The sequence below is a fragment of the Acidovorax sp. SUPP2539 genome, assembly GCF_030158975.1.
GTDB lineage: Bacteria > Pseudomonadota > Gammaproteobacteria > Burkholderiales > Burkholderiaceae_C > Paracidovorax.
On the sequence record NZ_BQXJ01000004.1, the window covers coordinates 102,519 to 128,134 of the forward strand.

Here is a 25,616-nt window from a genome sequence, read left to right on the forward strand (position 1 = left end):
CTCAGCGGATGGACACCGGCACCGTGGCCTGGGCGGTGCGGCCCAGGGAGTCGCGCGCCACGATGGTCAGCGCGTAGCTGCCAGCCACCGGCGAAGGCCAGCGGGCGGTCACCGTGGTGCCCTGTATCGAAAAGCCCATGCCCAGCGGGGCGCCGGTGATCGTCACGGACAGCCAGGAGGCGCCCGGCGCGGAGACCGTGATCGTGCCGGTGAGTGCCTTGCCGGCCGTGCCGGTCCAGGGCGCGGCGGCCACCGAGAGGCCGCCCGGGGGCGTACTGCTGCCGGCCGCCGCGATGCGCACGGAATAGGTGCCGCGGCCGGTCAGGCCGGTCTTGGTGTCCGTGGCTGCCACGGTCACCGCGTAGGTGCCCTGGACGGGGCGCGCCCAGGTCACGGAGCCGTCCGCGCCGATCGCCATGCCGGACGGCGCGCCGCTCAGCGCGTAGCGCAGGGGGTTCACCGAGGTGGCGGCGCCGCTGAATGCCAGGGGCACGCCTTCGGTGCCGGAGATGCTGCCGCCCGGCACCGAAGGAGGCAGGGGCGCGGTGATGGTCACCGTGTAGGTGCCCTGGCCGCTCAGGCCCGTCTTGGTGTCGCGCGCCGTCACGGTCACCGCGTAGCTGCCCGCCACGGGTGCAGCCCAAGTGACCACGCCCGTGCCGGACACCGCCATGCCCGCAGGGGCGCCCGCCAGGCTGAGGCTGACCGCGTTGGCCGAGGCCACCGAGACGGTGAAGGACAGCGGCTGGCCGGCCAGCCCGCTCACCGCCGCGCTGCCCACCACCGGCGGCGGAGCCGCCACGGTGGATCCTGCCAGCCGGCCGAGCAGATCCGCAGCGCGTGGCGTGCCCAGTCCGGTGAGCTGGTCGTAGCCCGAGCGGGCCGTGCAGGTAGCGCAGGTGCCGTGGCTGCCCGCCGCCACGTCGAGGAAGCCCGCGGCGTAGCTGGCGGGCTGGGCGCCCACCGTGCCGTACAAAGCGGCATGCGGCCGGCCCAGCGCGTCCCCGCCTGCCTGGGCGCGCAGGGCGCCGGCCACCGCCATGAGGCCCGACCACATCGGCGTGGACAGGCTGGTGCCGCCCGCGCTCAGCCATTGCGCTGCGCCCCCGCCCTGGGGCATCACGGCCACGTACTGGCCGGTGGACGGGTCGGCATTCATCGCGACGTCGGCCACCGTGCGGCGCGCCACCGATCCCACCCCGGGCAGGCCGGACTGCTGGTAGGCCGGCGTCGCGAAGTACGCGCTGGTGCCTCCGCCCGTGCCCGACCACGCCACTTCCGAGCGCACGCCCGCTCCGGTGTAGGTCAGCGAGGTTCCGCCCACACCGAGCACGCCCGGCGATGCGGCGGGCCACATCACGCCTGCGCCCGAATCCCCGGTGGCCGCCAGGTAGCCCATGCGCGTTCCGGCGAAGGCGGATTCGAGTCCGCCGCCCCAACTGCCCTCGGGCGCACCGAAGCTCATGGACACCTGTCCCGGCCCCATGGCGTTGGCCAGCCGCACGGCGGCGGTGAGCGCGCCGACCGACGCGTCGGGCGCCTCGATGAGCACGATGCGCGCGGCCGGAGCGATGGCGTGGGACCACTGCAGGTCCAGCGCGATCTCCGTGGCCCAGCCCGCGTCGTAGGCCGGGGCGGTCCCTGTCGGCCCGCCCGCGGACGTGGCGTAGGCCTGCCACAGCTCGCAGCCCGCGGTGGCCGCTGGCGCGGGCAGGGGCAGGGCGGTGCTGGCGGGAAGGACCTTCGCGGTGCAGGCCGGCAGTCCAAATTTCTGGTTGAACGTGGCCAGTTCCGCGGCCGCATTCGGGTTGTGGCGGGCCGCCACGATGTAGATCGTCTGCCCCGCGCCCATCTGCGCTGCCTGCTGCGCGTTGGGGGTTGCGCCCGAGGCGGGCAGCGCCGGCAGGCCGTAGGCCGCGCGCACCTGCGCCGGCGTGTAGGTGGTGACCACGCTGGCGGCGCGGGCCTCTCCCGTGCCGTCTGCCGAGGGGGCCTGCTGCTCCTGTGCGATGGCCGCCTTGATACGGTCCGGTGTCAGGTGCCGCGTCGACAGCGTGGCCAGGCCGGCGTCGATCGCAGTCGATCGTGGCGCCATCGAAGCGCTGGCGGTGGGGTCGGCCGCATCCTCGGGGCCGGGGTCGGGCAGCAGCACGGGCGCGATGTGGAAGGCTGGCCGCGCCGTCAGCTCGGCCGGCACCGCCGTGGGCAGGTCGGCGGACGACGACGACAGCGTGGTCACGCTCGCGGCGGCCTCGCCGTCGCGCGTGGCCGCGCCATCGGTGGTGGAGCCGCCGCCACAGGAGGCGAGAAAGGCCGCCGCCAGAGCGGCCAGGGGCCAAAGGGGGCTGCCGGGGTGGCAGCGGGCGGGCAGGGAGGGGGCGGGACGGGGCATGGAGGTTTCCCTGGGGCGGTGCCGGAGCGGGACGGTTTTCGAACGCGGGCCCCGGCAGGGGTGGATGGACCGGCCCAATGTAAGTGTTTGTTTCTTCTGGGGCGATCAAATATTTCAAATAAAACATTTGTTTCATTAAAAATGATAAAAATGATTTTACGCACCTGGGGTACTGCCTCATGGCCTTGGCGGCCGCACTACACTGCAGGCCCATGAGCCAGCTGATCCTCGGAATCGAATCCTCCTGCGACGAAACCGGCGTGGCGCTGGTGCAGTCGCCCACCGGCGACGGGGTGCCCACGCTGCTCGCCCATGCCCTGCACAGCCAGATCGAAATGCACCAGGCCTACGGCGGCGTGGTGCCCGAGCTGGCCAGCCGCGACCACATCCGCCGCGTGCTGCCCCTGACCGAAACCGTGCTGGCCGAATCCGGCCGGCGCCTGGCCGACGTGGATGTGGTGGCCTACACGCGCGGCCCGGGGCTGGCCGGCGCGCTGCTCGTGGGCGCCGGCGTGGCCTGTGCCCTGGGCGCGGCGCTCGACAAGCCCGTGCTGGGCGTGCACCACCTCGAAGGGCACCTGCTTTCGCCCTTCCTCAGCGCGGACCCTCCGGAATTTCCCTTCATCGCGCTGCTGGTCTCGGGCGGCCACACGCAACTGATGCGCGTGGACGGCGTGGGCCGCTACGAAATGCTGGGCGAGACCATCGACGACGCCGCGGGCGAGGCCTTCGACAAATCCGCCAAGCTGATGGGCTTGGGCTATCCCGGCGGGCCCGCGCTGTCGCGGCTGGCCGAGCAGGGCGACCCGGCCGCCTTCAAGCTGCCGCGACCGCTGCTGCACAGCGGCAACCTCGATTTCTCGTTCGCCGGCCTCAAGACCGCCGTGCTCACCCAGGCGCGCAAGCTGGGCGACGACCTCGACGCGCGCAAGGCCGACCTGGCCGCCAGCACGCAGGCCGCCATCGTGGACGTGCTGGTGCGCAAGACGGCCGCCGCGCTGCAGCAGACCGGGCTGCGCCGTGTGGTGGTGGCGGGCGGCGTGGGGGCCAACCGGCACCTGCGCGAGCAGCTCAATGCCGCCTGCGCCCGCGCCCAGGTGCGCGTGCACTACCCCGAGCTGCACCTGTGCACCGACAACGGCGCCATGATCGCCATGGCCGCCGCCATGCGCCTGCAGGCCGGCCGCCAGCAGGCCAACCGCGACTACGCCTTCGACGTCGAGCCGCGCTGGCCCCTCGATACGCTGCAGTAAGGAGCGGCGGCCGGAAGTGGCGGCCAGACCGCTGAGCAACCGCTGGCAGGCGATGGCGCCGTCGAGCGGACGCCTTGCCAGCCGGGTGAACCGTTGTCGCTCGAAGCGGATTCGCCGCTGGCCGCAGCCCGCGACCAGGCGTGGGGACGCTCTGCCACCGGATGGGCGAACTTCGGCGACTACGGCTTCACTGTCACCAACACGGCGATGGCCGCCGAAAGCGCGGCGACTGCCGTGGGGCCGTGTCGAAACAGCGACGGCTGGGGCCCGGTCTCGCTTTGCAGGCGCCGGCGAAGCGTCGCCGACATCACCCCGTGAATCGCTGAAAGGGCGATGACCAGCGCCATCTTGCCGAAGAGCCAGCCTTGTCCGATCCAGCCACCCCCTGCCGCGAGCCCGAGGCCAAGCACCCACACCAGCGCCATGGACGGTGCGGTCACGCGCCGGTCCCACTGAAGCACCGCCGTACCCAGGCGCTTTTCATGCGGCAGGAGCACGCCGCCGGCCGCGGGCCATCGCGATGCCACCACAGACAGCAGCAGCAGGCCTCCCACGAAGATGAGGGCCGCGCCGACGTGCAGGCCCTTGATCCACAGGTACGTCATCGAAGAACCCACCTGCTGTAAAGCCCTCCGAAGGGTAAGCAGGCAGCGAGCATCAGCTTTCCCGCGGCCTGCTTTGAAAGGCCTCCGCTTGCCACTGCTCGCACTGCGGCCCATCCCAACGCGAGGAATGCAAACCCGTGTATCGGCCCCATCACTGAGACGGCCATGGGAAAGCCCCCCAGGTGCTTCAACGGCACCGCGACAAGAAGCAGTGCCAACAGCGTGGTCGCTTCCAGGACGCACCAGGTGCGTAGCGCTGCGACACCGTGAGCGGGCCCATCCGGGCGGGCACAAGAGTCAGGGGCTGGATCGTGATGCGTCATTCCCCATTCTTGCTGGAACCCCTACACTGGGACAGTGGCAAGAATGCCAGTATTCGATGGTTTTGAGACAGCGCCGCAGATTGCGCTGCACGGCTCTGGTGCCCCCTCCCGCATGACCTCAACGAGACCTCCGCTTCAAAGACCCCATCGCATTGCATGTCTGGCGCTCCCGGGCGTCTTGTCGTTCGATCTGGCGACCGCCTGCGAGTCCTTTCGATTTGCGACGAATGCTTCTGGCGCGCCCTGCTACCAGATCGCGGTATGCGCGGAGCAGCAGGAACTCGACGCAGGCCCCTTCGCCATACGCATCAGGCACGGCCTGGAACCGCTCGAGACGGCTGACACGATCGTCGTGCCGGGCATCCTGCTGCCTTCGCCACCCCTGTCTCTTGCCGCCTCGCAAGCTCTGCGCCGGGCGGCCAAGAGAGGCGCTCGCATCGCTTCCATCTGCTCCGGCGCCTTCGTTCTCGCGGAAGCGGGTTTGCTGGATGGGCTGCGGGCGACCACCCATTGGGTGGCCGCGCCGGCACTGGCCCACCGGTATCCCGCGATCGATGTCGATCCGTCGGTGCTGTTCGTCGACAACGGACAGATACTGACCTCTGCAGGGGCCGCTGCGGGCCTGGACCTCTGTCTGCACATGATCCGCGCAGACTTTGGAGCCGCCGTCGCTGCGCACGTGGCCCGGCTGTCCGTGGTGCCGTTGCAGCGCGAAGGGGGACAAGCGCAGTTCATTCCACCGCCGGCACAGGCCACCGACAAAAGCCTGCAGCCCCTGGTCAGTTGGGCCCTGGCAAACCTTCATCGGCCAATGACCCTCACGTCCCTGGCCCGGCAGGCGTGCAGCAGCACCCGGACGCTGCACAGGCGGTTCAGTGAGCAGTTCGGAGAGTCGCCCGCGCAGTGGCTGTCCCGGATGCGCGTGCAGAGGGCGCAAGAACTGCTGGAACGCAGCCGTCTCTCGGTGGAGCAAATTGTCAGCCAGGTGGGCCTGGGTTCTGCCGCGAACTTCAGGCTGCAGTTCCAGCGGATCGTCGGCGTGAGTCCAAGCCACTACCGCAAGAGTTTCGGCCGGCGCCTCGGTACGGGCGATTAGCCCGTTCGCAGCCCGTTCAGCCGTGAAACGGCGCCCGTCCATGGAGACGCCGGGGACACAAAAAAGCGCCCTGGCGTTTCGGCCAGGGCGCTTTGCGTTCTGCCTGCCTCGGCGGGACGGCCTCAGGCGATGGTCAATTGCGTGGCGCGGCTCACCGGCACCACCTTGCCCAGCACCAGCGTCAGCACGCCGTTTTCCAGCTTGGCGGAGCTGGTGGACACGTCGATGTCCGCCGGCAGCTCCCAGGCGCGCTGCACCTGGCGCGGCGCACCCTCCACGCTGGTCAGGCGCACCTGATTGCCTTCGATGGTCAGCTGCAATTGGTCACGGCTCAGGCCGGGCAGATCCATCTGCAGGGTGACGGTCTTTTCGTCCTGCTGCACGGTGTAGCCGGCGGCGGCCGGGGTGGCCAGGGTATGGTTCAAAAAGCGCTGCAGGGCCACGTCGGCGGAGCGGGGGGCGTTGAAAGCGGCGCGGCGGATCACGGGGGCGAAAATCATGGAAAAACTCCTGGAAAAACAGTGTCTTCGCGGCTCCCGGGTCGTTCGCCGCATGGTCCACAAATGTGTGTGGCGCGCTGCATTTCAAGGGCTTTTGAGCACGCGAATCGGCGCTTCACGCGCATTGGATCGGCCTGGGGATGCCTGCCGTTTTTACAAGGTGCCCCCGCGCACGGGGTTGCGCGGCCGGAACCCGCGCGGCGCTGCCGCATCCCATGTGCAGCCGCCCCCGCGCCGGTTGCGCGGGGTTACATCCCTTTGTCCGGACGCGTCTTTCGCAGCCTTCACAATGCACGCTGATCAGGGAATCGCCATGCCTACTTTTCGTCCATCACCTTCAAGCTCCATGCCTTCGCGCCATCCCCGCACCGTCTGGGTGCTCGCGCTGTCCGCCGCGCTCGTCGCCACCCTGGCCGGTTGCGCTTCCAGCTCGGTCCCCGGCCTGGACCGCACGCCGCGCTTCGACCCGGACGACTTCGACAGCGCCAGCATGCACACCCGCCACATCAATGCACCGCAGGCGCGCGTGTGCGAAGGCGCCCGCCGCGCCCTCCTGAGCCAGGGCTACCTGGTGAGCACCGCCAGCGCCGAAGTGGTGGCCGGGCGCAAGTACTTCCAGCCGTCCAGCGACATCCACTACGAGGTCGAGATGCGCGTCGTCTGCGCCACCGAGGGCGGCGACAAGACCCGCACCGCCGCCTTCGCCAGCGCCCTGCAGGACCGCTACGTCATCAAGAAGATCAACAACTCCGCCTCGCTCGGCGTGGGCGCGCTGGGCTCGGTGTCGCTGCCGTTTTCCGCGAGCGACGACACGCTCGTCAAGGTGGGCAGCGAGACGGTGACCGACCCGCGCTTCTACGACCGCTTCTTCCAGCTGTTCGACCGCTTCGTGCCCGCCGCGCGCGAGCAGGTGGGGCAGGCATCGCCCGCGGTTCCGCCCACGGTCGCCAACGAAACCGCGAAGAAAGAGGCCCGCGAATCCGGCGAGGTGCACGAGATCCTGCCCATGCCCGTCACCATCCCCGCCCCGGTGCCTCGCCCGCCGGCCGTCACCGGCTTTCCGATGCCGCCCGCCGCGAACGCCGGGGTGGAAACGCCAGCGGCCGAACCAGCTGCGGCGCCTGCTTCGGCACCGGCCTCCACGCCGGCGAACTGAACGGCGCACGGCGCCGGGAGCGCGGTGCCTGCCGCGCGATGTCCACAGGGCCCCGTGCGATGCTGTTCCGCGGCCGGGCCGGGCGGGCCGCCTGAGGGCGGGCGGCGGTGATGGCGCAGCGCTGGGGCGCCATCTGCGCTTGGCCGCTCCGATACACTGCGCGCCTTTCCCATCCCGGGCGGCTGCCCTGCCGGCAGCGCGGCCCACAGGACCGCTCGCATGACCCATTCCTCCTCGCCCGCCGCGCGCCGCGCGCGCACCCTGGCCGTGGCCGCCGCCACGCTCGCTCCCCTGGCTTTCATCGCGGCCAGCGCCGCGCAGGCCGCCCCGGCCGCCGCCGCTGCGGCCTCGGGCCCCGGTCCGGTGGTGTCGCCATCGGCCGCTGCGACGGCCCAGGCCACGCCCGCCAGCGCGCCGCGCAAGGCGGCCGCAGCCACCGGCGCGCCCATCCAGGTTGCACTCATCGAAAGCATGTCCGGCCCCTTCGCCAACACCGGCGAGGCGGTGTTCCGCAACGTGCTGTGGGCCACCGAGCGGGTGAACGCGCGCGGTGGCGTGCGCCTGCCCAACGCGGCCGGCGGTGCGCGGCCCCTGGTGATCGAGCGCTACGACAGCAAGGGCCAGAACGAAGAGGCCCTGTCCGCCCTGCGCGCGGCCATCGACGACGGCGCGCGCGTCATCCTGCAGGGCAACTCGTCGGCCACCGCCGCCGTGCTGATCGAGGCCATCAACAAGCACAACGAGCGCGAGCCGGGCAAGCGCGTGCTGTTCCTCAACTACTCGGCCGTCGATCCCATCCTCACCAATGAAAAGTGCAGTTTCTGGCACTTTCGCTTCGACGCCCACGCCGACATGCGCATGGCCGCGCTCATGGACGTGATTCGCGAGGACAAGGCCCTGAAAAGCGTCTACCTCATCGGGCAGGACTACAGCTTCGGCCAGGCCGTGCTGCGCGAGGCCAGGAAGCAACTGGCCGCCCAGCGCCCCGACGTCGCCGTGGTGGGCGACGAGCTGCACTCCGTCGGCCGCGTGAAGGACTTCGCCCCCTACGCCGTCAAGATCAAGGCCAGCGGCGCCCAGGCCGTCGTCACCGGCAACTGGGGCAACGACCTCACCCTGCTCGTCAAGGCCGCGCGCGAGGTCGGCTACGACGGCATGTTCTACACCTTCTACGGCAACGCCTTGGGCGCGCCGGCCGCGCTCGGCGATGCTGGCGTGGGCAAGGTCGTGGCCGTGGCCGACTGGCTGCCCAACGTGCCGGGCGCGCAGAGCGAAGCCTTCTACCGCTCTTTTCGCCAGCGTTTTCCGCAGCCCGCCGACGACTATGTGCACATGCGCATGCAGCTCATGGTGGAGACCCTCGCCCAGTCCATCGAACGCGCCGGCAGCACCGACGCCACCGCCGTCGCCCGCGCCATGGAAACCGCGAAGGTGCAGCTGAACGGCCAGGCCGGCACCATGCGCGCGGCCGACCACCAGTTCCAGCAGCCCCTGGCCGTGGGCGTGATGGACCGGCAGGGCGCGCCCGGCGTGCCGTTCGACGTGGAAGGCTCAGGCTACGGCTTCCGCGTGGTGCGCCAGATCGCGGCGGAGAAGGCAGAGCAGCCGCAGAGCTGCCGGATGGTACGGCCGCAGTGACGTGATTTTTGGTTAACATCGTGCGTTTCGGCGCGGCCCCTGGTGCGGGGCGGCCGGGCGCACGGCGGAAAGAGACATGCTTTGTTCCGCGCATTTCTGAATGGCATCGAGGGGGGATTCAAAGAATGAGAATAAAGATACTTTTGTCGGCATGGTTGCTGGCCTTCCTGCCAACGGCGTTGGCAGGGGTGGTGAGGTTCGAAGTCGAGCCCAAGTTCACCTACCAGTCGGTGGCATGGCTGGGCGGCGGAGGGGGCTGGCCCAGCGTCGTGGTGGAAAAAGCCGAAACCATGGGCGAGGCCTATTCCATCGCGGCCCAGCGATACCACGACACCAGTTGCCATCCCACGGACGAGGGTGGCGTTTTCTGCCGCAGCGCAAAAGCACCCGTCATCCTGGGCGGTACCGTGAATGGATTGCCGGCGAGCTTCTACTCGGAGGGCAGCCCGGACCTGGGCTCCGGCAGGGCGGCCGCCGTCCAAGTCACGTTGGGGTATGAGTGCCCCACCGTTTTCGACGCCAGCGTCGTGTCGAAGGACGTCGAAAGGACGCAAAACGGCTCGAACGAGCAGATCACGTGCGTGCTGTACGTCGCCAATGACGATTCCTGCGACGACTGCGATGCCCAGGGCAATCCGGTGTTGCCCAGCACGGGGCAGAAGATCCAGTCCGAGCTGGATTACCCGATGGCCAAAACGGGCCTGGTCTTCGAGCGGGTCTACCGAAGCACCAAAGGGCGGTTCTACTCAACGCTCGATCAAGGGTGGTACGGAAACGTCTCCAACCAGGGCAATCCCTGTTACCCGGCCTTCTGGTGGAAAAACCGCACCGAAACCGCGTCCCATTGCTATCAGGTCACCAACAACCCGCATGTCTGGCAGCTGGGTGCCGGGCGCTTCAGTATGTACCGGGGCGAGCCCGGCAACCTGAGCGAGGTGTCCCTCGGGGAATACGCCTTCGTCGCGCCGAGTGGTTCCGGCGGGGGCTACGTTCGCTCCAGGGACAACTTTCTCTACGCGCTGGATTCGCGTGGACGGGTGATCCGGAAGATGTCTGCCCATGGCCGCGTCGAGCTGTCGTACAGCTATTTGGAATCCAATGATCCCTCGTCGTACTCCGGACTGTCCGGCCTGCTCGCCCAGGTGACGGACCGGTTCGGCCGGGCATTGAAATTCAGCTACGACACCTCGAACCAGTTGGCGTCGATGGTCGATCCCGCGTCCCAGACGTATCGGTACGAATACTCCGGGCCGCACAGGCTCAGCAAGGTCGTCTTTCCCGACGGTGCCTCGAAAACCTACCACTACGAATTCGCCGCCCAAAATGGCTGTGCTGCGCCCTATGGCGACAACCTGCTGACCGGAATCACCGACGAGGCCGGTCACCGCTACGCCACCTACCGATACCTCTGCGACGGTCGGGCGGCCAGTTCGGAGCATGCAGGCGGGGTGCATCGATACAGCTTCAGCTACTACTCGTCCACGCCGAGTGAAACCACCGTGACCGACCCTCTGGGAACACAGCGCCGTCACGGCTTCGAAAAAATCGGTGAGAAGTATTGGCCGAGCCAGGTCACCATCGCGAGCCCCGTCGATCCCGCGATCGCGTCCAGCCAGGCGTTCTGGCGGGATGCCAAGGGCAGGGTGCTGCAGCGTTCGGATTCGGGCAACTTCACCTGTTTCGAATACGACCAGGCCCGTGGCCTGCAGACATCGAAGACGCAGGGGCTTCCTCCAGGGCTCGCGTGCTCCACACTCGCCTCCGGCCAGTACGGCTTTCCGGAAGCGGCCCGCAGGACTTCCTACCAGTGGCACCCCGTGTGGACCTTGCCCACGCGTGTGGCCGAGCCACGCAAGCTGACCACCTACGTGTACCACGGCCAGCCCGATCCGCTGGCCGGCGGCGCCGTGCTGCGCTGCGCGCCCGCCTCGGCGCTGTTGCCCGATGGTTCGCCCATCGCGGCGCTCTGCAAGAAGGTCGAGCAGGAAACGGCCGACGCCAACGGGGGCAGCGGCTTCGCGGCTCAGTTGGTGGCGGGTGGGGTGTCCCGCACCTGGAACTGGACGTACAACGACGCCGGCCAGGTCCTCAGCGAAGCCGACCCTGCCGGCAGCGTGACGCGCTACGCCTACCATGCTGCGACGACGGGGGACGCCACCGAGGGCGACCTCATGAGCGTCACTGGCCCCAGTGGGCAGGTGACCCGCTATACGCGCTATGACCGCCATGGCAATGTCGTTGAACAGATCGATCCAACGGGGAGTGTCACCGTCTATGCGCGCGATGTGCGGCAGCGGGTGACCCGCATCACACAGGATGGCTTGGCCGTTGCCATGACCTACCAGCCCACGGGTTTGCTGCAGAGCGTCGCCCAGCCCTCGGGCTACGCGGTGTCCTATCAATACGACGACGCCCAGCGACTGACCGGCTGGTCTGACAACCGGGGCCATGCCGGCAGCTACACGCTGGACGGCATGGGCAACCGCATCAATGAGCAGGTTCAGGACAGCGCCGGCAACATCGTCCATACCCTCTCTCGCACCATCAACGCCGTCAACCGCGTGGCCTCTGAAACCGTGGGCGGCAACCAGAGCACCACCTACGGATACAACCCCTTTGGCGATCTCGTCAGCCACACCAATGGCCTGAACCAGGCGACCCGCTACACCTTCGACAACCTGCGGCGCCTGTCCACGCAAAGCAATCCATCGAACGCGCAGGCGAGCCTCACCTACAACGCCCAGGACGCCATCACCCAGGCCACGGACTTCAAGAGCGTGGCCACCAGCTACACGCGGGATGCCCTGGGCAATGCCAGCCAGGAAGCCAGCGCCGACAGCGGCACGCTCACCCGCACCTACGACAGCCTGGGGCTGCCGCAAAGCCTCACCGACGCGCTGGGGCGGGCCACCGCCATCACGCGCGATGCGCTGGGCCGGCCCACGCAGATCGTGAGCAGCCTGGGCGGCGCGAGCCGCACCACCGTGCTGCGCTACGACCTGCCCGGGCCCGAGTACAACGCCAGCGGCAGCCCGAGCGCCAGCGTGGGGTCGTTGAGCGAGATCCAGGACGCGGGCGTCACCACGCGCTACCAGCGCGACGCGCAAGGGCGCATCACCGCGCGCACGCAGGTCCTGGCCAACGGCAGCAGCAGCACCGTGGGCTACCAGTACGTGCCAGGCGGGACGGGCAGCGCAGGCAGCACGGGCAGCGCAGGCGCGGGGCAGATCGCCCGCATCACCTACCCCAGTGGGCGCCAACTGGTGCACCAGTACGACGCCACCGGCCAGCTCACCGGGCTGCAGTGGAACGGCCAGCCGCTGGTCAGCGGCATCACCTGGAGCCCGCTGGGCCAGGCCACCGGCTGGCAATGGCCCGGGTTCGTGCAGACCCCCGGCAACCCCGCGCCGCTGGCCGAGCAGCGCAGCTACACCAGCGCGGGCCAGCTGGCCGCCAGTGCCCTGCTGCAACTGACCTGGGACAGCGCCGGGCGCATCGCACAGATCACCCAGCAGCACATGCTGCCCACGCAAAGCAGCACAGTGGCGCAGCAGGTGGCGCTCACCAGCGCATACAGCTACGACACGGTGGGCCGGCTCACCGCCAGCGCGCACAGCGCGCCCAATACCCTCACGCTGCCCAGCGGAACGGCCTTGAGCGACACCATCGGGGCCAACGCCAGCGGCTACGCGTGGGATGCCAACGGCAACCGCAGCCAGAGCTACTACAGCAGCAGCACGGCAGGGGGCACCGCCACGCTGCAGCGCGACTACCAAATCGCCAGCAACAGCAACCGCCTGGGCGGCTACACACAGACCTTCACGCCCGCGGGCGGCAGCGCGCAGACGACCAACGTCAGCTACCAGCACGACGCCACCGGCTCGATCACCAGGAAGGGCGACAGCTACCTGCACTACGGCGTGGACGGCCGCATCGCCAAGGCGGGGCCGAACGCCGACCCGGCCAGCGCATTGGCGGTGAGCTACACCTACAACGCCCTGGGGCAGCGCGTGTTCAAGAGCGATGCGCGGCTGTCCGGGGCCAACAACCCGGCGATCACCCAGCAGACCGTCTATGCCGAAGACGGCATCGGCAGCACCGTGCTGGGGCAGTACGGCAGCAGAAGGAGCAGCGACAGCGCGGCAGCTGCGGGCGAGATGGACAGCACCGAGGTCATCTACCTGCCCACCGCGAACGGGCCGATGCCCATCGCCGCGCAGATCAACGGCAGGTTGTACGCCATCGATGCGGACCACCTGAACACGCCCCGGCGCCTCACCAACACGCAGGGCCAGGTGGCGTGGCAGTGGCTGATCACGGGGTTTGGGGAGGCGAACCCGACGACCGGGGCGACCAATTACTCACAAAGCGGGCAGGGCAGTGCAGCCTATGCGGAAGCCATCAAGTTCGACCTGCGGTATCCGGGGCAGGTGTTCGATGAGGAGACAGGGCTGAACTACAACCTGAACCGGTCCTATGACCTGGTTTCGGGGCGGTACTTCCAGGCCGACCCGATCGGGCTGGATGGCGGGTGGAATCGCTTTGGGTATGTTAGTGGGGATCCGCTGAACAATACTGATCCATTGGGTTTGTACGAAAGCTCTTCTTTACTGCGCGCTCTAGTGCCGGGGCAGGTGGCTTTTTACAAAGGAATGACTGCACTAGAAAACGGTAGTTATGGAGCTGCTGCGATTAGCTTCGGCACTATGCTGGGTGAACAGGTTGTCACCGCAGCTAGCTTTGGCTTAAACCGAGCCGTCAGACCGATAGGGCAATTTTGTGAGGCCTCAGCGCTTGCTGCGAATGAAACCACAGTTTTGACAGAAATTTCAATAGGAGCTAGAGCTACTCGAAACAGTGCTAATCAATTAAATGTTGGGCTGACACAGGCGCAAGCGATACAAAATTTGCTCGCAAGTGGCTATATTAAAACCGTCTCTAAAGACGGTGCCGTAATAATAATGACAAATGGCGCTAAAATTTATAGGTTTTATGCAAAATCCACTGGTGGAGGCATACTTGGGGCTGCAAGTGGAGTCCCTTCTGCATCTGTGTCGATAGGCGACAAGTTGATAACTAAGCTACGTTTTTTAGGGGAATAAAATGAGTGATGATATCAATTCGACGATAGATAATTTGTTGATTAATGGTGCTTCGCTTCCTGATAATATTTTTGTATCGAATTTTGAAAAATATCTTTTTTTTGATGCGGATATTGGATCTTCGGATTTTATCGATTCACTTCGGCAAGTGGTAGTTGCTTGCTTCGATGAAGTGGATAGTATGGATGTTTTCTCTAGTTCTACCTTGGGTTTTATTGATCGAATCAAATGCGATGATGAACTTAAGGATGAAATTTTTCGGATTAATAGAATAAATATTAACAATGATGATGGCGGATTGATTGTTAAAGATGCTAATGGTAGATGGATTGCTTATCAGAGATATCCTGCAGACATCGGAGTTTTTGCAATTAATTCTTCAAAAAATTTAAGTGACATTTCAGGATTGAGTGACAGTTTTTTCGACTGCTCAAAAATTTCCAACTGGCTTCAAGGTAAAAGTTCGCATGACGTAGATATCGTTAAGAATTTTGGTGCCAATTTCCTATCCATGCTTATAAAAAATTATCAATAATGGATTGTGTAATATTATCTATTGCAAAAATCATGTGCGTGTAGTGGAGGTTTAATCGATTTCTCAGCCCCTGAATGATTAATAATCATTGAGATGATCGAACTTTGGGTTCTATTGAGGGCCTCTCCAAAAACCCAGCAGTGCAGCAAATGCAGAGCGGTGAAAGCGCTGACGAGATGGGCGCACGGAAGTGAACTAACTAACCCAGCAGGGACAACGCCAGCGGCTACGCGTGGGATGCCAACGGCAACCGCAGCCAAAGCTACTACAGCAGCAGCACCGCAGGGGGCACCGCCACGCTGCAGAGAGCGCGACTATCAACTCGCCAGCACCAGCAACCGCCTGGGCGGCTACACGCAGACCTTCACGCCCGCGGCCGGCAGCGCGCAGACGACCAACGTCAGCTACAACTACGACGCCACCGGATCGATCACCAGGAAAGGAGACAGCTACCTGCACTACGGCGTGGACGGCCGCATCGCCAAGGCGGGGCCGAGGGCTTTCCCGAAATGCTATTAATGCATGCGGATGTAATAAATGAGAGGTTTGATGTGGAAACTGGTCTTTTGCGGTTGTTGTTTGGCTTTTTAATTGCTCCTGCTGTACCTGCGGTGCTTATGTTTGCAGTGCAAGCGTTCGTTATTGGATACAGCGATGCTGCAATGGGAGTGATTATATTTCTCATAATCGGCTATGCATCTGCTGTAATTTTGGGAATTCCAGCTTACCTCTTTCTTCGAAATAGGGGCTTGGTCGGATTGGAGTACTATTTATTACTGGGTGCTGTCATCGGTGTGGCATACTATGTCGTAGTATTTATTCCCACTTATTTGAAAGCTGATTCGAAATACGTTTTGGAATTGATAAGTAATACTGTGGGATTTGGGGTGATAGGGTTGGCGGGCGGCTTGATTGCCAGTTTGGTTTTTTGGTTTATTGTAATTCGCTCTCGCAGAAGGCCCATAATTGGTTGACCTAATGAGAGATTGTCAAAGTCCCGGCATTAATGCAACTGCGGAAGCGACGGCAACACTAGTAAGATGATGATCACCTGTGCCTAAAAATAAACCACTGATATTTATCAGTGTAGTCTCCCGGCTAAGTTAGAAGGCATGGCTAAATCTGAGGATTCAGCTTAGGCACGAGAGCAATAGGGGACAAGTGGTTTACTGAGTCTGCAACTGATGTTGCTGCTTGGGATAAAACGTTCTATGTATTTGATAAATAATCAGTTTTCACATTGCGTGTGGAGATGCCAAATGCTCTTGCGAATCAGAGATGAGCGCGCCAAAACTCGATAGGATTGGGTCTGCCCGATCAACTGATGGGCAGTTATTTCAGCAGATCAATTCTCAGATGAATATTAATGCGTTCACTGAAAATCTCTTGCCATGAAAAATCTTGAAAACACCCGTTGCTGTGTCGTCGCGGAATTGCATTGGTTAATTGATGAGCCGACAAATGGTCCTGCTGCTAGATTAAATTGCTACAGAGAGAAAAGAGGGCTTGATGACATATTTAGTGTTTTCATTAAATTCGAATCTCCTAAAAGATCAAATGGAGTGTGGCAAATGGCAAAAATATTTGCGCTAGTAACAGAGATGGAGCCAAGGCTTTTTTCTGGTGATGAGCAACTCATTCTTACCGCTGGAAATATTCAAGTGGCAGTTGCCAAAGTGATGTCGGAATGCAGCGAGCCAATTTAATGCAGAAAATAGTTGTGAATGAGCGGGACGGAGTTGCAATTTTTCGATCCATTAGGATTAAAGATGTATCTCGATGAATTGTAGGTCCTCTTCCTCGTGATTGCTATCGGAAAAGTCAGATGATTCAAACGCGCTGCGGACTGATTCCTCCCGCCCCACCAAGTATAGATATCATTCGTAATATGTCTTTGGCGAAGGATAGAGTAAATCCGATGTGGTTTAGAGATATGGTTAAAAATAAGTGGCCATGGGATTATAAGCAGCAGGGTGCAATCTATCAGGATTTCGGTAATTTCAATTACGGTGCAACTGGGGCAGCTTTTGGTTTTTATCGCTCTGTGCTTTTGCAAGAGGCTGGGCGGGCACAGCAGGCGGCAGGCACTTCTAGAGCAGAGTGGGTAACCCTGCAAAAAATAGGTGGGATATTTATGGCGGAACTCCACCGTACGGTGATGACCCCGATGATCAGGGCTTTATCGATGGTGGGATTGATTTTTGCAGATGCATGGGGCAGTGATGAAAAAATCGTCTATTTCATTTTTATTGTGCTTTTGAGCGGATGCTTTCAAATTTTTTCAGATGAAAATTGTAGAGATGAAAAAATGGGTGAAAAAATTTCGCCCGATGGTGCAATTGTTGCTCAGATATTAAAAAGAGATTGTGGCGCGACAGCCTCTTCTGCGGTTGGTGTTTATTTGAAGCACGCGGGTCGAATCAATAAGTCTGGAGAGAAAATTTATATTTTGAGAGGTGTTGATAATATTTCTATTGGATGGGAGGGGCCTGTGTTAAGAATAAATGCCCCTGGCTTTGGAGACAATGTTTTTCTGAAAAAAGAAGAATGGAATGGTACTAGAATAATTTATCAATGAAGATTTTTATTTAATTTTTGATCACAGTTCTGCTGTGAGTGGTCTGCAGATGAAATGTCTCTAAGCCAAATGAATGGACTAGAGTGAAGAAAATCCACCACTGGTCACTGGCATCGGCTGAATACTCGGTTTTTGATGCGTGCTTTGAAAAATAAATCTTTAGAAAATCAAAATCATCTCAACGGAAGGCTGTACGCCATCGATGCGAACTACCTGAGCACGCCGAGAAGGCTGACGAACATGCAGGACCAAGTAGCCTAGCAATGGTGATCACGGGGTTTGGGGAAGCGAGCCCGACGACCGGGGCGACTGGCTATGTGCAGAGCGGGCAGGGCAGTTCAACCTATGCGGAAGCCATCAAGGTCGACCTGCGGTATCCGGGGCAGGTGTTCGATGAGGAGACCCAACTAAACTACAACCTGAACCGGTCCTATGACCCGCCCTCGGGGCGGTACTTCCAGGCTGATCCCATTGGACTGGATGAGGGGGATCGATTTGGGTATGTGGCAGGAAATCCGATTTCGTCGCTTGATCCGGATGGCTTGCAGTTTCTAGACTTGACCACTCTTGCTGGAGTCAGGCGAGAAACGACCTTGGACGATGCGGTGAGAGCCGGAGCTTGGACCCGGACGGTCACCATGCCTGCATCGGTAGCGGGATTTAGTCCTTCGGCAATAGGTCTGGCGGGATCTGCTGCTTCGCCATTGTTTTGTTCAACTACAACTACGGTGACTTCATGAGCAGAGGCAGGCGTTGTACCTGATCTGGCTGCCGGCAGGTGGGTAATGCAAGGTAGACCCAGTACTTGGAATTACATCAGAACTGGGGTGTGAGGACCTCGATTCACATTTGATAAAGGCCTTTCTTGGCCAATTTATCCAATCTCAAAATCTGTAACTGGTACCGCCACAGTCAGTTGGCCTGTTGGCATTGCCAACTTTTGGCGAGGAGTATTTGGTCAAAGGCAAATAATTCCATGAATATAGATAATTTTGAAAATATTCTACTCGTGGGCTTTTTTCAAAGCTTTTGTGGAATGTTATTTTCCCCTCAATGATGCAATGGATGCATAGATTGTGGATCTTGGGGAGGATAAATGAAAAGCCGCGAGAATTTCAAATGTTTACAGGCTTGGAGGTTTTGTTTTTGTTGATTTTTTCGACATTGAAGGGCTATAAGGAGGCTTCTCTGTTTTATGGCTTTATGGTTTTTTTCTTGGGCGTGTTGTTCATTGGCTTATCTTATCTTTTGTGTAGCGCTATTGCTAAATTAATCAGAGGAAAGTAGCGGGATGCGTGTGCGGACGCATCGCCAGAATAGGACCAGCGCAGACTCGGCCAACGCCAGATGGACAATTTCAAGTTGAGGATATCCTTACCCATCCCAGCGCAGTATTTAATCCACTGGGCCGAGGTGGGTTGGTGCGTGAACACCAGACGGAAGGGAAATTCGCTTCGATTCGAATGGAAGATTTGCTGGATTTATTGATTAAGGTGTATGCAATGACTGAAAAAATTTCGCCAGATTTTGAAGCCTTCTCATTCAGCGATCTCGATTATGAGGGCATGTCTGTTGAGATCAGATATCAGGGGGTTCCTGTTGCTCAAATTAATAAGGATAAAGGCCCTGAAAATTGTGAAATACAAATTCCTTCTAGGTTTTCACCTGGTGATGCAAATTTTGTTTTCCCCTTAGAGGATTTTGTTAATGCATTGAATTCGGCAAGGCATTTAATTGCTGACCTTGGATAATGGCCACACGTCTATGCGGAGGACGGAATCGGCAGCACCGTGCTGGGGTAGTACGGCAGCTTCGCGTGTCAGTTGGTGGATTTGCATGTGCGGGTCGCGCTGCTCAATCGTTCCACTCAACTGAGCACGCCTATCTCATCACCGTCGCGGTGGCCTGGGCGCGTCCGGGTTCAGGGGGTTGCTTCTGACGGGAGAGTTGCGCAAAAAAGTCCCGGCCATGCCGCGGCATGCGCAGTTCTGCGTTATTCCGTCAACGCCTTCGCAAGGCGCGCCATGGTGCACGCTGCTTGCCATAACGTGCGGACTGGAGTTGCGCGATCGTCGCTCCCTGCTCCACAAGCCTGATATGCCAAACCGAATTTCACCTTCTGGCTCGCCGATCCGCAGCGTTTTGCTGGATTCGAACACTCGCGTGGCACCCGATGCTGTTTCCGAGTTAGCCAGGCCGCTCACTGGCGAGCATGCATTGCAAGGGCTGGCACCTAGGTTGGAGCCGGCGTTCGGCAGGGCGGTTGGTGCCATACCCCCGCGTCAGGCCATTCTGCATTGGCCGAACGGGGACGTGTCTCTGGGTAGAGTGGATGGAAATCTCGACACAGGGTTGAGCTTTATGGCCTCGTCAACCGCAGGTCCGTTGGCCGAGCGGTGCCGCAAGCCCTCCATGACCCACCTGCGGCATTCTGGAGCCTCGGTGCGGCCCCTTGAGGTGACGCCGATTCTCGGCAGTGCGATGAGCGAACTGTTGGCAGTCCAGGCTCGGCTGAAAAAAATCGACGTACCCTTTGACGGCCAAACGCTGCCTCACTTGGCCCAAGTGGCGTCCGGCACCAGAACTGGGGCAACCGGGGTGGCAGATCGTTGTCATCGGTGACATGCTGATGTCCGTGCTTGACCAACTGGGGAAGGATCTCGACGACCCGTTCGCGGCCCGTTCCGCCATGGAGGCCATGGCCAAGGGGCGGCGATTTTTCTTTGAAGTGGAACTCGAAAGAAATGGCTCGTATTACACCAACCTTGTCGATGTGGATGAGGCTTCGATGGTCGGTGGGCGCGATGAGAGCGCATCCTCGGCTTCTGCAGATCAGGACCCTCTTTTCGATGTGCTTCGCCCGATGGCGGAAGGCGAGCATCTGTGCATTCCAGTGGGGCAGTGCGGTTCCAATGGAAACCACGCACTGTTGATTTCAGTCAGTCGCCTCGATGCCGATCAAGCGCGCGTCAGTGTTTTCAATTCAGAGGGTTGGCAGTGCCAAGGCGGCACCGACCGGTTGGACGATGCGCCCGCCGTTTCCAGATCCATGCCGATGGATCGGGTGTATGGACTTCTCAAAGCACTGGACGGAAGTGTTTTGAAGCCGCCGCCGGACGATTCGCTGATCCGCGCAGATTGGGAGGTGGCAGACGCCGGTGCACCTTTGCTCAGCTGGCTTCAAGACGGCGGGTCGGCCGCATCGGAGGTGAAGGTCGCGAGCCTGCGGCAGCCACGCCAAAAAGCGGTGGATTGTGCACTGGAATCCCGGTTTGCATGGCTTGCCACCGTGCTCCCCGAGGCCGACTACAAGCTCGTGAAGGCGCATGCGCTCAATGTCTTGGCCGAAAACGCATCCATTGAAGAGGATCGCGCCGAGGTCCTCGGAGTGCTCGGCCACCGAGTCACGGTCAGCCTGAGCGGTTACGCAATGTCCGCGAAGCCTTGATTTGGCATGACGATCACCTGAGCAACCAGCGCGACCGCCAACCCAACTACCCCCGCACCCGCCGCAGCACCATCGGCGCTCCATCCACCCCATCCCCCCGCCGCAACACCAGCACCTCGCCCGACGCCGGGTAGATCCCCGTCAACGCCGTGATGTTGACCTGGTGCGTCACCCACACCTCGACCTGACCCGCAGGCACTGCCGCCAGCGCTTTTCGCAGCGCCGCGGTCTGCGCGCCTTGCGTGTCGCCCCCTTCGAAGAACGAATTCAACGCCTCCCAAGGCTCCATCTGGCCGAAGGCCAGCATGGCGGTGTCCTGGCAGCGGCACCAGGCGCTGGAGCGCACCCGCTGGGGCGCCAGGCCTTGCTGCTTCAGCAGTGCCCCGATGCGCTGGGCCTGCGCGCGCCCTTCGGCGCTGAGGTTGCGTTGCGTGCTGCATTGGCCCAGGGCGAAGCCGGGTGGATCGCCCGTGCCGGGGTCGGTCTGCGCATGCCGCATCAGCAGCACGGTGCCGGGCTCGGTGGCGGCGTAGGAGGAGGAAGCGGCGGTGGAGAACAGGGCGCCAGCCAGGCTGGCGGCCGATCCCAGGCGCAGGAGTTGACGGCGTTGCATGCGGTCCATTGTGGCCCCCGAAGCGGGGAGCGCTCGCTTTTTTCCTCCGCCGGGTTTTGCTACCGCGCCGCGTTCACCTCGCGCCCCAGCTCGATCACGGCCATGGCGTAGTAGCTCGACCAGTTGTAGCGCGTGACGGCATAGAAGTTCTCGGTGCCCGCGTAGAAGACGGGCGATCCAACGCCGTTCTGCAGTTCCACCAGGGCCAGTGGGCCGCGGTGGGTGGCGCCGTCGCCTTGCACCAGGGCGCCCAGTTCGGCCATGCGGGCCACGGTGAAGGTGGGCAGGATGTCGGGGGCCAGCAGGTCTTCGAGGCGCAGCCGCGCGGGATCGAACTCGACCGCGTAGTGCGTGGGCATGCCGGTGGTCCAGCCGTGGCCCTTGAAGTAGTTGGCGACCGAGCCGATGGCGTCGGCGGGGCTGTTGAAGAGGTCGATGCGGCCGTCGCCGTCGAAGTCCACCGCATAGCGCGCCCAGCTGGAGGGCATGAACTGGCCCAGGCCCATGGCGCCGGCGTAGCTGCCGCGCGGCTCCAACGGGTCGGCGTTGGTGCGCTGCATGAGGCTCAGGAACTGCTCCAGCTCGCCCCGGAAGAACGCGACGCGCTCGGTCGCGCGCGGGTGGGCCATGGGAAAGTCGAACGACAGGGTGGCGAGCGCGTCGATGACGCGGAAGTTGCCCATCTGCTGGCCGTAGATGGTCTCCACGCCGATGATGCCGACGATCATTTCCGCCGGTACGCCGTATTCGCGCTCGGCGCGGGCCAGGGTGTCGGCGTTGTCGTGCCAGAAGCGCACGCCCGCGCGGATGCGCACGGGCTCGACGAAGCGGCTGCGGTACACGCGCCAGTTCTTGGGCGTGCCGGCCGGCGGCGGCAGCATGAGGCGCGGCACCTGGCTCAAAAAGCGCGCCTGGCCGATGGCCTGGCGCACCCATTCGCGGTCCAGGTCGCGGCGCGCGGCGATGTCGTCGGCGAACTGCATGGCGTCCGCGCGCTGGTCGTAGAAGATCGCCGGCTGCGGGGCCGCGGCCGGGGCCCGGGGCGGGTTTTTCTTGACGGGCTTTTGGGCGATGGCGCCCGGGGACAGGAGGGCGGCGGCGATCAGCAGCAGGGCGTGGCGAAGGAGGGCGAAGGAGGGCATGGGGCGGTCAAGGGGTCGGCGGCTGGCGCGCCGGCCAGGGCAGGCGGCGCAGGTCGCGCCGTAGGTCGGCCAGGGCGGTGGCCGGTTCGGGGGCGTAGCGGGTGTGTTCCAGGCGCAGCAGCCAGTCGGCGATGGGCGCGCTGGCGGCGTCGCCGAACCGCGCCCGGGCCCGCTCGGCCATGGCGCGCGGCGGCAGGGTGGCGGGCAGGGGCAGGCCGGCGCGGGCGAGCCGGTCGCGGGCATGGGCCAGCAGGCGCAGCCAGGGGTCGTGCTGGCTGCGTTCCCACAGCGTCCAGCCGGCGCCCACGAGCGCGGCCAGCGCGGCCAGCCCGCCCAGGGCCCGGGCCAGGTCTTCCCAGCTGGGCGATTCGATGCCCAGGGCTTTCAGCATGTCGAGCTGGCGGCCTTGGGTGTAGTTGAGCACCCACTGGTTCCAGCCGTTGTTGACGGCCTCCCACACGGTGCGCATCTGCTGCACCATGCCGGGGCTGATCATGGTGTCCATGGCGTTGCCGAACATGCCGCGCGGGGCCTGCAGGCGCTGGAATGCGCCGATGCGGCCGGGCGAGACGGCGCCGGTCGGGTCCACGCGCACCCAGCCGCGGCCTTCGAGCCAGACCTCGGCCCAGGCGTGTGCATCGCTCTGGCGCACGGTCCAGTAGCCATCGACCCCGTTGCGCTCGCCGCCCTGGTAGCCGGTGACGATGCGCGCGGGGATGTCCATCGCCCGCATCAGCACGACGAACGCCGAGGCGATGTGTTCGCAAAAGCCTTCCTTGATGTCGAACCAGAACGCGTCGGCGGTGTGCTGGCCGTACACGCCGGGCTCCAGCGTGTAGTTGTAGCCGCCGGTGCGCAGCCGGGCGAGGGCGGCGTCGATCAGGGCGGGCGGCCCGCCGGCGGCCAGGCGCGGGTCGGCGAGCATCTCCTGCGCCAGGGCGCGGGTGCGTGGGTCGAATCCGTCGGGCAGCTCCACGTAGGAGCGCATCTGCCCGGTGCGCTGCGCCGGGCCGTGGGTGAAGCGGGGATAGCTTTCGGCGCGGTAGCGCATGACCTCGTTGACCGGCCGGTTGACCACCCATTGCAGCTCCTGCGTCATGAAGGCCGACAGGCCCTCGGGCAGCTCGGGCCGGTCGCGGGCCACGTCCAGGGTAAGCAGCCAGGGGCGCCGCAGCGGCTCCAGCGTGACGGCGTAGCGCAGGGGCTCGCCCTCGGTCTGCAGCCGCGCGGGCGCGGGCGGCCGAAAGGCCGAGGACGGCGCGCCGGACTGCCCGAGGGCGAACCACTGCCGGCCGTTGAAGGCGGTGAGCACCGGGCCGCGAAAGTAAAGCTGGCTCTGCGGCGGCGCCTCGCCGCCCGGCGTGTCGAACTGCACGCGCATCGCCACGCTGTCGTCCAGCGCCAGCGAGGCGACGTTGCCGATCTCCATCTCGCCCGACAGCCCGCTGCGCCCCGAGGGGTTGTCGTTGGGCATGCCCCAAAGGGGCGCCATGCGCGGGAACAGCAGGAACAGCGCCAGCATGATGGGCGCGCCCAGCAGCGCCATCTTGCCGGCCGTGCGCATGGATTGCGCCAGCGGCGGGCGGCCGACGGGCATGTGGGCGTTGACCAGCGCGGTGAGCAGCCCCAGCAGCGCGACCAGCATGGCGGTGGCCGTGAGCAGCGACTGCGAGAAGAAGAAGTTGCTGAGCATCGTGAAGAAGCCCAGGAAGAAGATGACCATGGCGTCGCGCCGCGCGCGCAGCTCCAGCGTCTTGAGCGCCAGCAGCATCACGACGAGCGTGACGCCCGCATCGCGCCCCACGATCGTGCGGTGCGACGCCAGCGTGAGCGCCACCGACACCACCAGCAGCCCGCCGGTGGCCCAGCGGCCCGGCAGGGGCCGGCCTTCCAGCGCCAGCCAGCCGCGCCAGGCCAGCACCAGGGCGGCGAGCGCCGTGGTCCACACGGGCAGGTTGGCGGCCTGCGGCGCGATCACCCAGGCGATGACGACGATGAGGAACAGGGTGTCGCGGGTGTCGCGCGGCAGGGTGGCGAGCGTCTGGCGCAGGCTCATGGGCGGACGCTCCGCGCCACCGGCAGGCGGGCGGCCGGCTCCGACAATGCATTGCTACTATTTTTGTAGCATAATGCCCTAGTGTTGATTGCGCTGGATGGCATTTTGATCATGAAAGGTGGGGGTGCTCAGCACAGGGCCAGCGCCTCCAGGCAGCGGCGGCGGTGGGCGGCGCCGCTGTCCTGGGCGATCTCGCCGCCGGGCAGGCGCAGCCCGTATTCCACGCCCAGCCGGTCGGCCTGCAGCACCCAGGCGGCCAGGCGCGACAGGCGGGCTTCGGGGTCGCTCAGGCCGGTGACGGCGGGGTCCAGCCACAGCTCCTGCCGCTGGGCCTGCTGGGCGTCGCGGCTCACCAGGTCGTCGGTGCCGGTGGCCAGCGACTTGGCGGCCTTTTTCCAGACCACCAGCTTGAGCGGGTCGCCCCGGCGGTAGGCCCGCACGCCGTCGAACTCGCCGATGCCCTGCGTGGGCGTGTTGCCCGCGCCGCCCGAGCGCGGCTCGCCCGCGGGCAGCGGCGGGGGCGGCACCTCGGGTTGGGGATACACCAGCACCTGCGCCGCGGGCCGCCAGAGGGTCCAGACGCGGAAGGTGCCCAGCGGAAAACGCGTCTCGGCCGTGAGCGTGGGCGCGTCGTGCAGCCCGCGCCGCAGCGGCTGGTAGGCCACCTGCACGCTGGCCGAGCCTTCGGCGGGCACGTCGGTCCAGACCCATTTGGTGTCCGTGCCCGCGCCGTGCACTGCCACCGCGATACCGTGGCGCGCGGTGCGCCGCGTGTGGCTCAGCTGCACCTCCAGCGCGGTGCTGGTGCCCAGGAACTGCGGCTCCGGCGCCACCAGGTGCAGGGTGAGGCCGCGCAGCGTGCCGTGGCAGATGTGGATGCCCACCACCGCACTGCCGGCCAGCAGGAAGGTGAGCAGGTAGCCCAGGTTGAGCTGGAAGTTGATGGACGCCACCAGCAGCACCAGCAGCGTGAGCGCCAGCATCCAGCCCGCGCCCGTGGGCAGGATGTACACATTGCGCTGGGTGAGCGTGACGGTGTCGGTGCGCTTGATGCGCGACTGCCACCAGCGCTGCCAGCGCCGCTGCACGGCGGACAGCGGCCAGGGGGCCGGGCGCGGGGCGGGCTGCGGCAGCGGCGGGGTGAGCGGGGGCGGAGCGGCGGCCGGCATGGCGGGGCTG

The 25,616-nt window shown here is 64.0% G+C and carries 21 protein-coding genes; 13 read left to right on the plus strand and 8 right to left on the minus strand.

Annotated features, from left to right (window positions below):
- Position 1 precedes the first annotated feature (1 nt).
- Complete coding sequence (locus AVTE2539_RS15150) at positions 2-2,392, minus strand: peptidase S53 (protein WP_284411793.1); 2,391 nt, start codon at positions 2,390-2,392, stop codon at positions 2-4.
- A gap of 212 nt (positions 2,393-2,604) precedes the next feature.
- On the opposite strand from AVTE2539_RS15150, the gene tsaD reads away from it, so the two are divergent.
- Positions 2,605-3,645: a tRNA (adenosine(37)-N6)-threonylcarbamoyltransferase complex transferase subunit TsaD gene (tsaD, locus tag AVTE2539_RS15155; protein ID WP_284411795.1), complete on the plus strand. Its 1,041-nt coding sequence runs from the start codon at positions 2,605-2,607 to the stop codon at positions 3,643-3,645.
- Positions 3,646-3,824: 179 nt separating this feature from the next.
- Here the strand turns inward: tsaD and AVTE2539_RS15160 are convergent, their stop codons facing one another.
- Entirely contained in the window at positions 3,825-4,250 is a 426-nt protein-coding gene (locus AVTE2539_RS15160; RefSeq protein WP_284411796.1) for a CopD family protein, read from the minus strand.
- Positions 4,247-4,573 carry a DUF3817 domain-containing protein gene (locus tag AVTE2539_RS15165; RefSeq protein ID WP_284411798.1) on the minus strand — a complete coding sequence of 109 codons (327 nt, stop codon included), beginning with the start codon at positions 4,571-4,573 and terminating at the stop codon, positions 4,247-4,249. The genes AVTE2539_RS15160 and AVTE2539_RS15165 overlap by 4 nt, the downstream gene beginning before the upstream one ends.
- 112 nt (positions 4,574-4,685) lie before the next feature.
- On the opposite strand from AVTE2539_RS15165, the gene AVTE2539_RS15170 reads away from it, so the two are divergent.
- Complete coding sequence (locus AVTE2539_RS15170; protein WP_284412469.1) at positions 4,686-5,669, plus strand: GlxA family transcriptional regulator; 984 nt, start codon at positions 4,686-4,688, stop codon at positions 5,667-5,669.
- Between the two features lie 122 nt (positions 5,670-5,791).
- Here the strand turns inward: AVTE2539_RS15170 and AVTE2539_RS15175 are convergent, their stop codons facing one another.
- On the minus strand, positions 5,792-6,169 hold the full coding sequence (locus AVTE2539_RS15175) for an Hsp20/alpha crystallin family protein (RefSeq protein ID WP_284411800.1): 378 nt from the start codon (positions 6,167-6,169) through the stop codon (positions 5,792-5,794).
- Between the two features lie 346 nt (positions 6,170-6,515).
- On the opposite strand from AVTE2539_RS15175, the gene AVTE2539_RS15180 reads away from it, so the two are divergent.
- The 11 genes from AVTE2539_RS15180 (at position 6,516) to AVTE2539_RS15230 (ending at position 20,626) form a co-directional block, all read left to right on the plus strand.
- Entirely contained in the window at positions 6,516-7,325 is an 810-nt protein-coding gene (locus AVTE2539_RS15180; RefSeq protein WP_284411802.1) for a DUF2242 domain-containing protein, read from the plus strand.
- A gap of 219 nt (positions 7,326-7,544) precedes the next feature.
- Positions 7,545-8,963: a branched-chain amino acid ABC transporter substrate-binding protein gene (locus tag AVTE2539_RS15185; protein ID WP_284411804.1), complete on the plus strand. Its 1,419-nt coding sequence runs from the start codon at positions 7,545-7,547 to the stop codon at positions 8,961-8,963.
- 125 nt (positions 8,964-9,088) lie between these two features.
- Positions 9,089-14,065, plus strand: coding sequence for an RHS repeat-associated core domain-containing protein (locus tag AVTE2539_RS15190; protein ID WP_284411806.1), 4,977 nt, complete (start codon positions 9,089-9,091; stop codon positions 14,063-14,065).
- 1 nt (position 14,066) lies between these two features.
- Positions 14,067-14,600, plus strand: coding sequence for a hypothetical protein (locus AVTE2539_RS15195; RefSeq protein ID WP_284411808.1), 534 nt, complete (start codon positions 14,067-14,069; stop codon positions 14,598-14,600).
- A gap of 237 nt (positions 14,601-14,837) precedes the next feature.
- Complete coding sequence (locus AVTE2539_RS15200; protein WP_284411810.1) at positions 14,838-15,119, plus strand: hypothetical protein; 282 nt, start codon at positions 14,838-14,840, stop codon at positions 15,117-15,119.
- Positions 15,120-15,151: 32 nt separating this feature from the next.
- Positions 15,152-15,574 (plus strand): hypothetical protein, encoded by a 423-nt coding sequence (locus AVTE2539_RS15205; RefSeq protein ID WP_284411812.1) that lies wholly within the window; start codon positions 15,152-15,154, stop codon positions 15,572-15,574.
- Positions 15,575-15,991: 417 nt separating this feature from the next.
- On the plus strand, positions 15,992-16,306 hold the full coding sequence (locus AVTE2539_RS15210) for a hypothetical protein (protein WP_284411814.1): 315 nt from the start codon (positions 15,992-15,994) through the stop codon (positions 16,304-16,306).
- Positions 16,307-16,425: 119 nt separating this feature from the next.
- Positions 16,426-17,178: a polymorphic toxin type 44 domain-containing protein gene (locus AVTE2539_RS15215; RefSeq protein WP_284411816.1), complete on the plus strand. Its 753-nt coding sequence runs from the start codon at positions 16,426-16,428 to the stop codon at positions 17,176-17,178.
- Positions 17,179-17,441: 263 nt separating this feature from the next.
- The gene (locus tag AVTE2539_RS15220) at positions 17,442-17,918 is read left to right on the plus strand and encodes an RHS repeat-associated core domain-containing protein (protein WP_284411818.1); all 477 of its coding nucleotides are present in this window, start codon (positions 17,442-17,444) and stop codon (positions 17,916-17,918) included.
- 555 nt (positions 17,919-18,473) lie between these two features.
- Positions 18,474-18,929 carry a hypothetical protein gene (locus tag AVTE2539_RS15225; protein WP_284411820.1) on the plus strand — a complete coding sequence of 152 codons (456 nt, stop codon included), beginning with the start codon at positions 18,474-18,476 and terminating at the stop codon, positions 18,927-18,929.
- Positions 18,930-19,801: 872 nt separating this feature from the next.
- The gene (locus AVTE2539_RS15230; protein ID WP_284411822.1) at positions 19,802-20,626 is read left to right on the plus strand and encodes a hypothetical protein; all 825 of its coding nucleotides are present in this window, start codon (positions 19,802-19,804) and stop codon (positions 20,624-20,626) included.
- A gap of 46 nt (positions 20,627-20,672) precedes the next feature.
- Here AVTE2539_RS15230 and AVTE2539_RS15235 read toward each other — a convergent pair whose 3' ends face one another.
- The 4 genes from AVTE2539_RS15235 to AVTE2539_RS15250 all read right to left on the minus strand — a co-directional run bounded on the left by AVTE2539_RS15235 (position 20,673) and on the right by AVTE2539_RS15250 (position 25,606).
- A complete protein-coding gene (locus AVTE2539_RS15235; RefSeq protein WP_284411824.1) occupies positions 20,673-21,239 on the minus strand; it encodes a histidine phosphatase family protein in 567 nt (188 codons plus the stop codon).
- Positions 21,240-21,298: 59 nt separating this feature from the next.
- Positions 21,299-22,381 (minus strand): lytic murein transglycosylase B, encoded by a 1,083-nt coding sequence (mltB, locus tag AVTE2539_RS15240; protein WP_284411826.1) that lies wholly within the window; start codon positions 22,379-22,381, stop codon positions 21,299-21,301.
- Between the two features lie 7 nt (positions 22,382-22,388).
- The gene (locus AVTE2539_RS15245) at positions 22,389-24,437 is read right to left on the minus strand and encodes a transglutaminase TgpA family protein (protein ID WP_284411828.1); all 2,049 of its coding nucleotides are present in this window, start codon (positions 24,435-24,437) and stop codon (positions 22,389-22,391) included.
- A 128-nt stretch (positions 24,438-24,565) separates the two neighbouring features.
- A complete protein-coding gene (locus AVTE2539_RS15250) occupies positions 24,566-25,606 on the minus strand; it encodes a DUF58 domain-containing protein (protein WP_284411830.1) in 1,041 nt (346 codons plus the stop codon).
- Positions 25,607-25,616 lie beyond the last annotated feature (10 nt).

Excerpts from the sequence above, each read along its gene's own strand:
- AVTE2539_RS15150 (WP_284411793.1), bottom strand. The coding sequence starts at position 2,392 with ATGCCCCGTCCCGCCCCCTCCCTGCCCGCCCGCTGCCACCCCGGCAGC.
- tsaD (WP_284411795.1), top strand. The coding sequence starts at position 2,605 with ATGAGCCAGCTGATCCTCGGAATCGAATCCTCCTGCGACGAAACCGGC.
- AVTE2539_RS15160 (WP_284411796.1), bottom strand. The coding sequence starts at position 4,250 with ATGACGTACCTGTGGATCAAGGGCCTGCACGTCGGCGCGGCCCTCATC.
- AVTE2539_RS15165 (WP_284411798.1), bottom strand. The coding sequence starts at position 4,573 with ATGACGCATCACGATCCAGCCCCTGACTCTTGTGCCCGCCCGGATGGG.
- AVTE2539_RS15170 (WP_284412469.1), top strand. The coding sequence starts at position 4,686 with ATGACCTCAACGAGACCTCCGCTTCAAAGACCCCATCGCATTGCATGT.
- AVTE2539_RS15175 (WP_284411800.1), bottom strand. The coding sequence starts at position 6,169 with ATGATTTTCGCCCCCGTGATCCGCCGCGCCGCTTTCAACGCCCCCCGC.
- AVTE2539_RS15180 (WP_284411802.1), top strand. The coding sequence starts at position 6,516 with ATGCCTTCGCGCCATCCCCGCACCGTCTGGGTGCTCGCGCTGTCCGCC.
- AVTE2539_RS15185 (WP_284411804.1), top strand. The coding sequence starts at position 7,545 with ATGACCCATTCCTCCTCGCCCGCCGCGCGCCGCGCGCGCACCCTGGCC.
- AVTE2539_RS15190 (WP_284411806.1), top strand. The coding sequence starts at position 9,089 with ATGAGAATAAAGATACTTTTGTCGGCATGGTTGCTGGCCTTCCTGCCA.
- AVTE2539_RS15195 (WP_284411808.1), top strand. The coding sequence starts at position 14,067 with ATGAGTGATGATATCAATTCGACGATAGATAATTTGTTGATTAATGGT.
- AVTE2539_RS15200 (WP_284411810.1), top strand. The coding sequence starts at position 14,838 with ATGCCAACGGCAACCGCAGCCAAAGCTACTACAGCAGCAGCACCGCAG.
- AVTE2539_RS15210 (WP_284411814.1), top strand. The coding sequence starts at position 15,992 with ATGAAAAATCTTGAAAACACCCGTTGCTGTGTCGTCGCGGAATTGCAT.
- AVTE2539_RS15215 (WP_284411816.1), top strand. The coding sequence starts at position 16,426 with ATGATTCAAACGCGCTGCGGACTGATTCCTCCCGCCCCACCAAGTATA.
- AVTE2539_RS15220 (WP_284411818.1), top strand. The coding sequence starts at position 17,442 with ATGGTGATCACGGGGTTTGGGGAAGCGAGCCCGACGACCGGGGCGACT.
- AVTE2539_RS15230 (WP_284411822.1), top strand. The coding sequence starts at position 19,802 with ATGCTGATGTCCGTGCTTGACCAACTGGGGAAGGATCTCGACGACCCG.
- AVTE2539_RS15235 (WP_284411824.1), bottom strand. The coding sequence starts at position 21,239 with ATGCAACGCCGTCAACTCCTGCGCCTGGGATCGGCCGCCAGCCTGGCT.
- mltB (WP_284411826.1), bottom strand. The coding sequence starts at position 22,381 with ATGCCCTCCTTCGCCCTCCTTCGCCACGCCCTGCTGCTGATCGCCGCC.
- AVTE2539_RS15245 (WP_284411828.1), bottom strand. The coding sequence starts at position 24,437 with ATGAGCCTGCGCCAGACGCTCGCCACCCTGCCGCGCGACACCCGCGAC.
- AVTE2539_RS15250 (WP_284411830.1), bottom strand. The coding sequence starts at position 25,606 with ATGCCGGCCGCCGCTCCGCCCCCGCTCACCCCGCCGCTGCCGCAGCCC.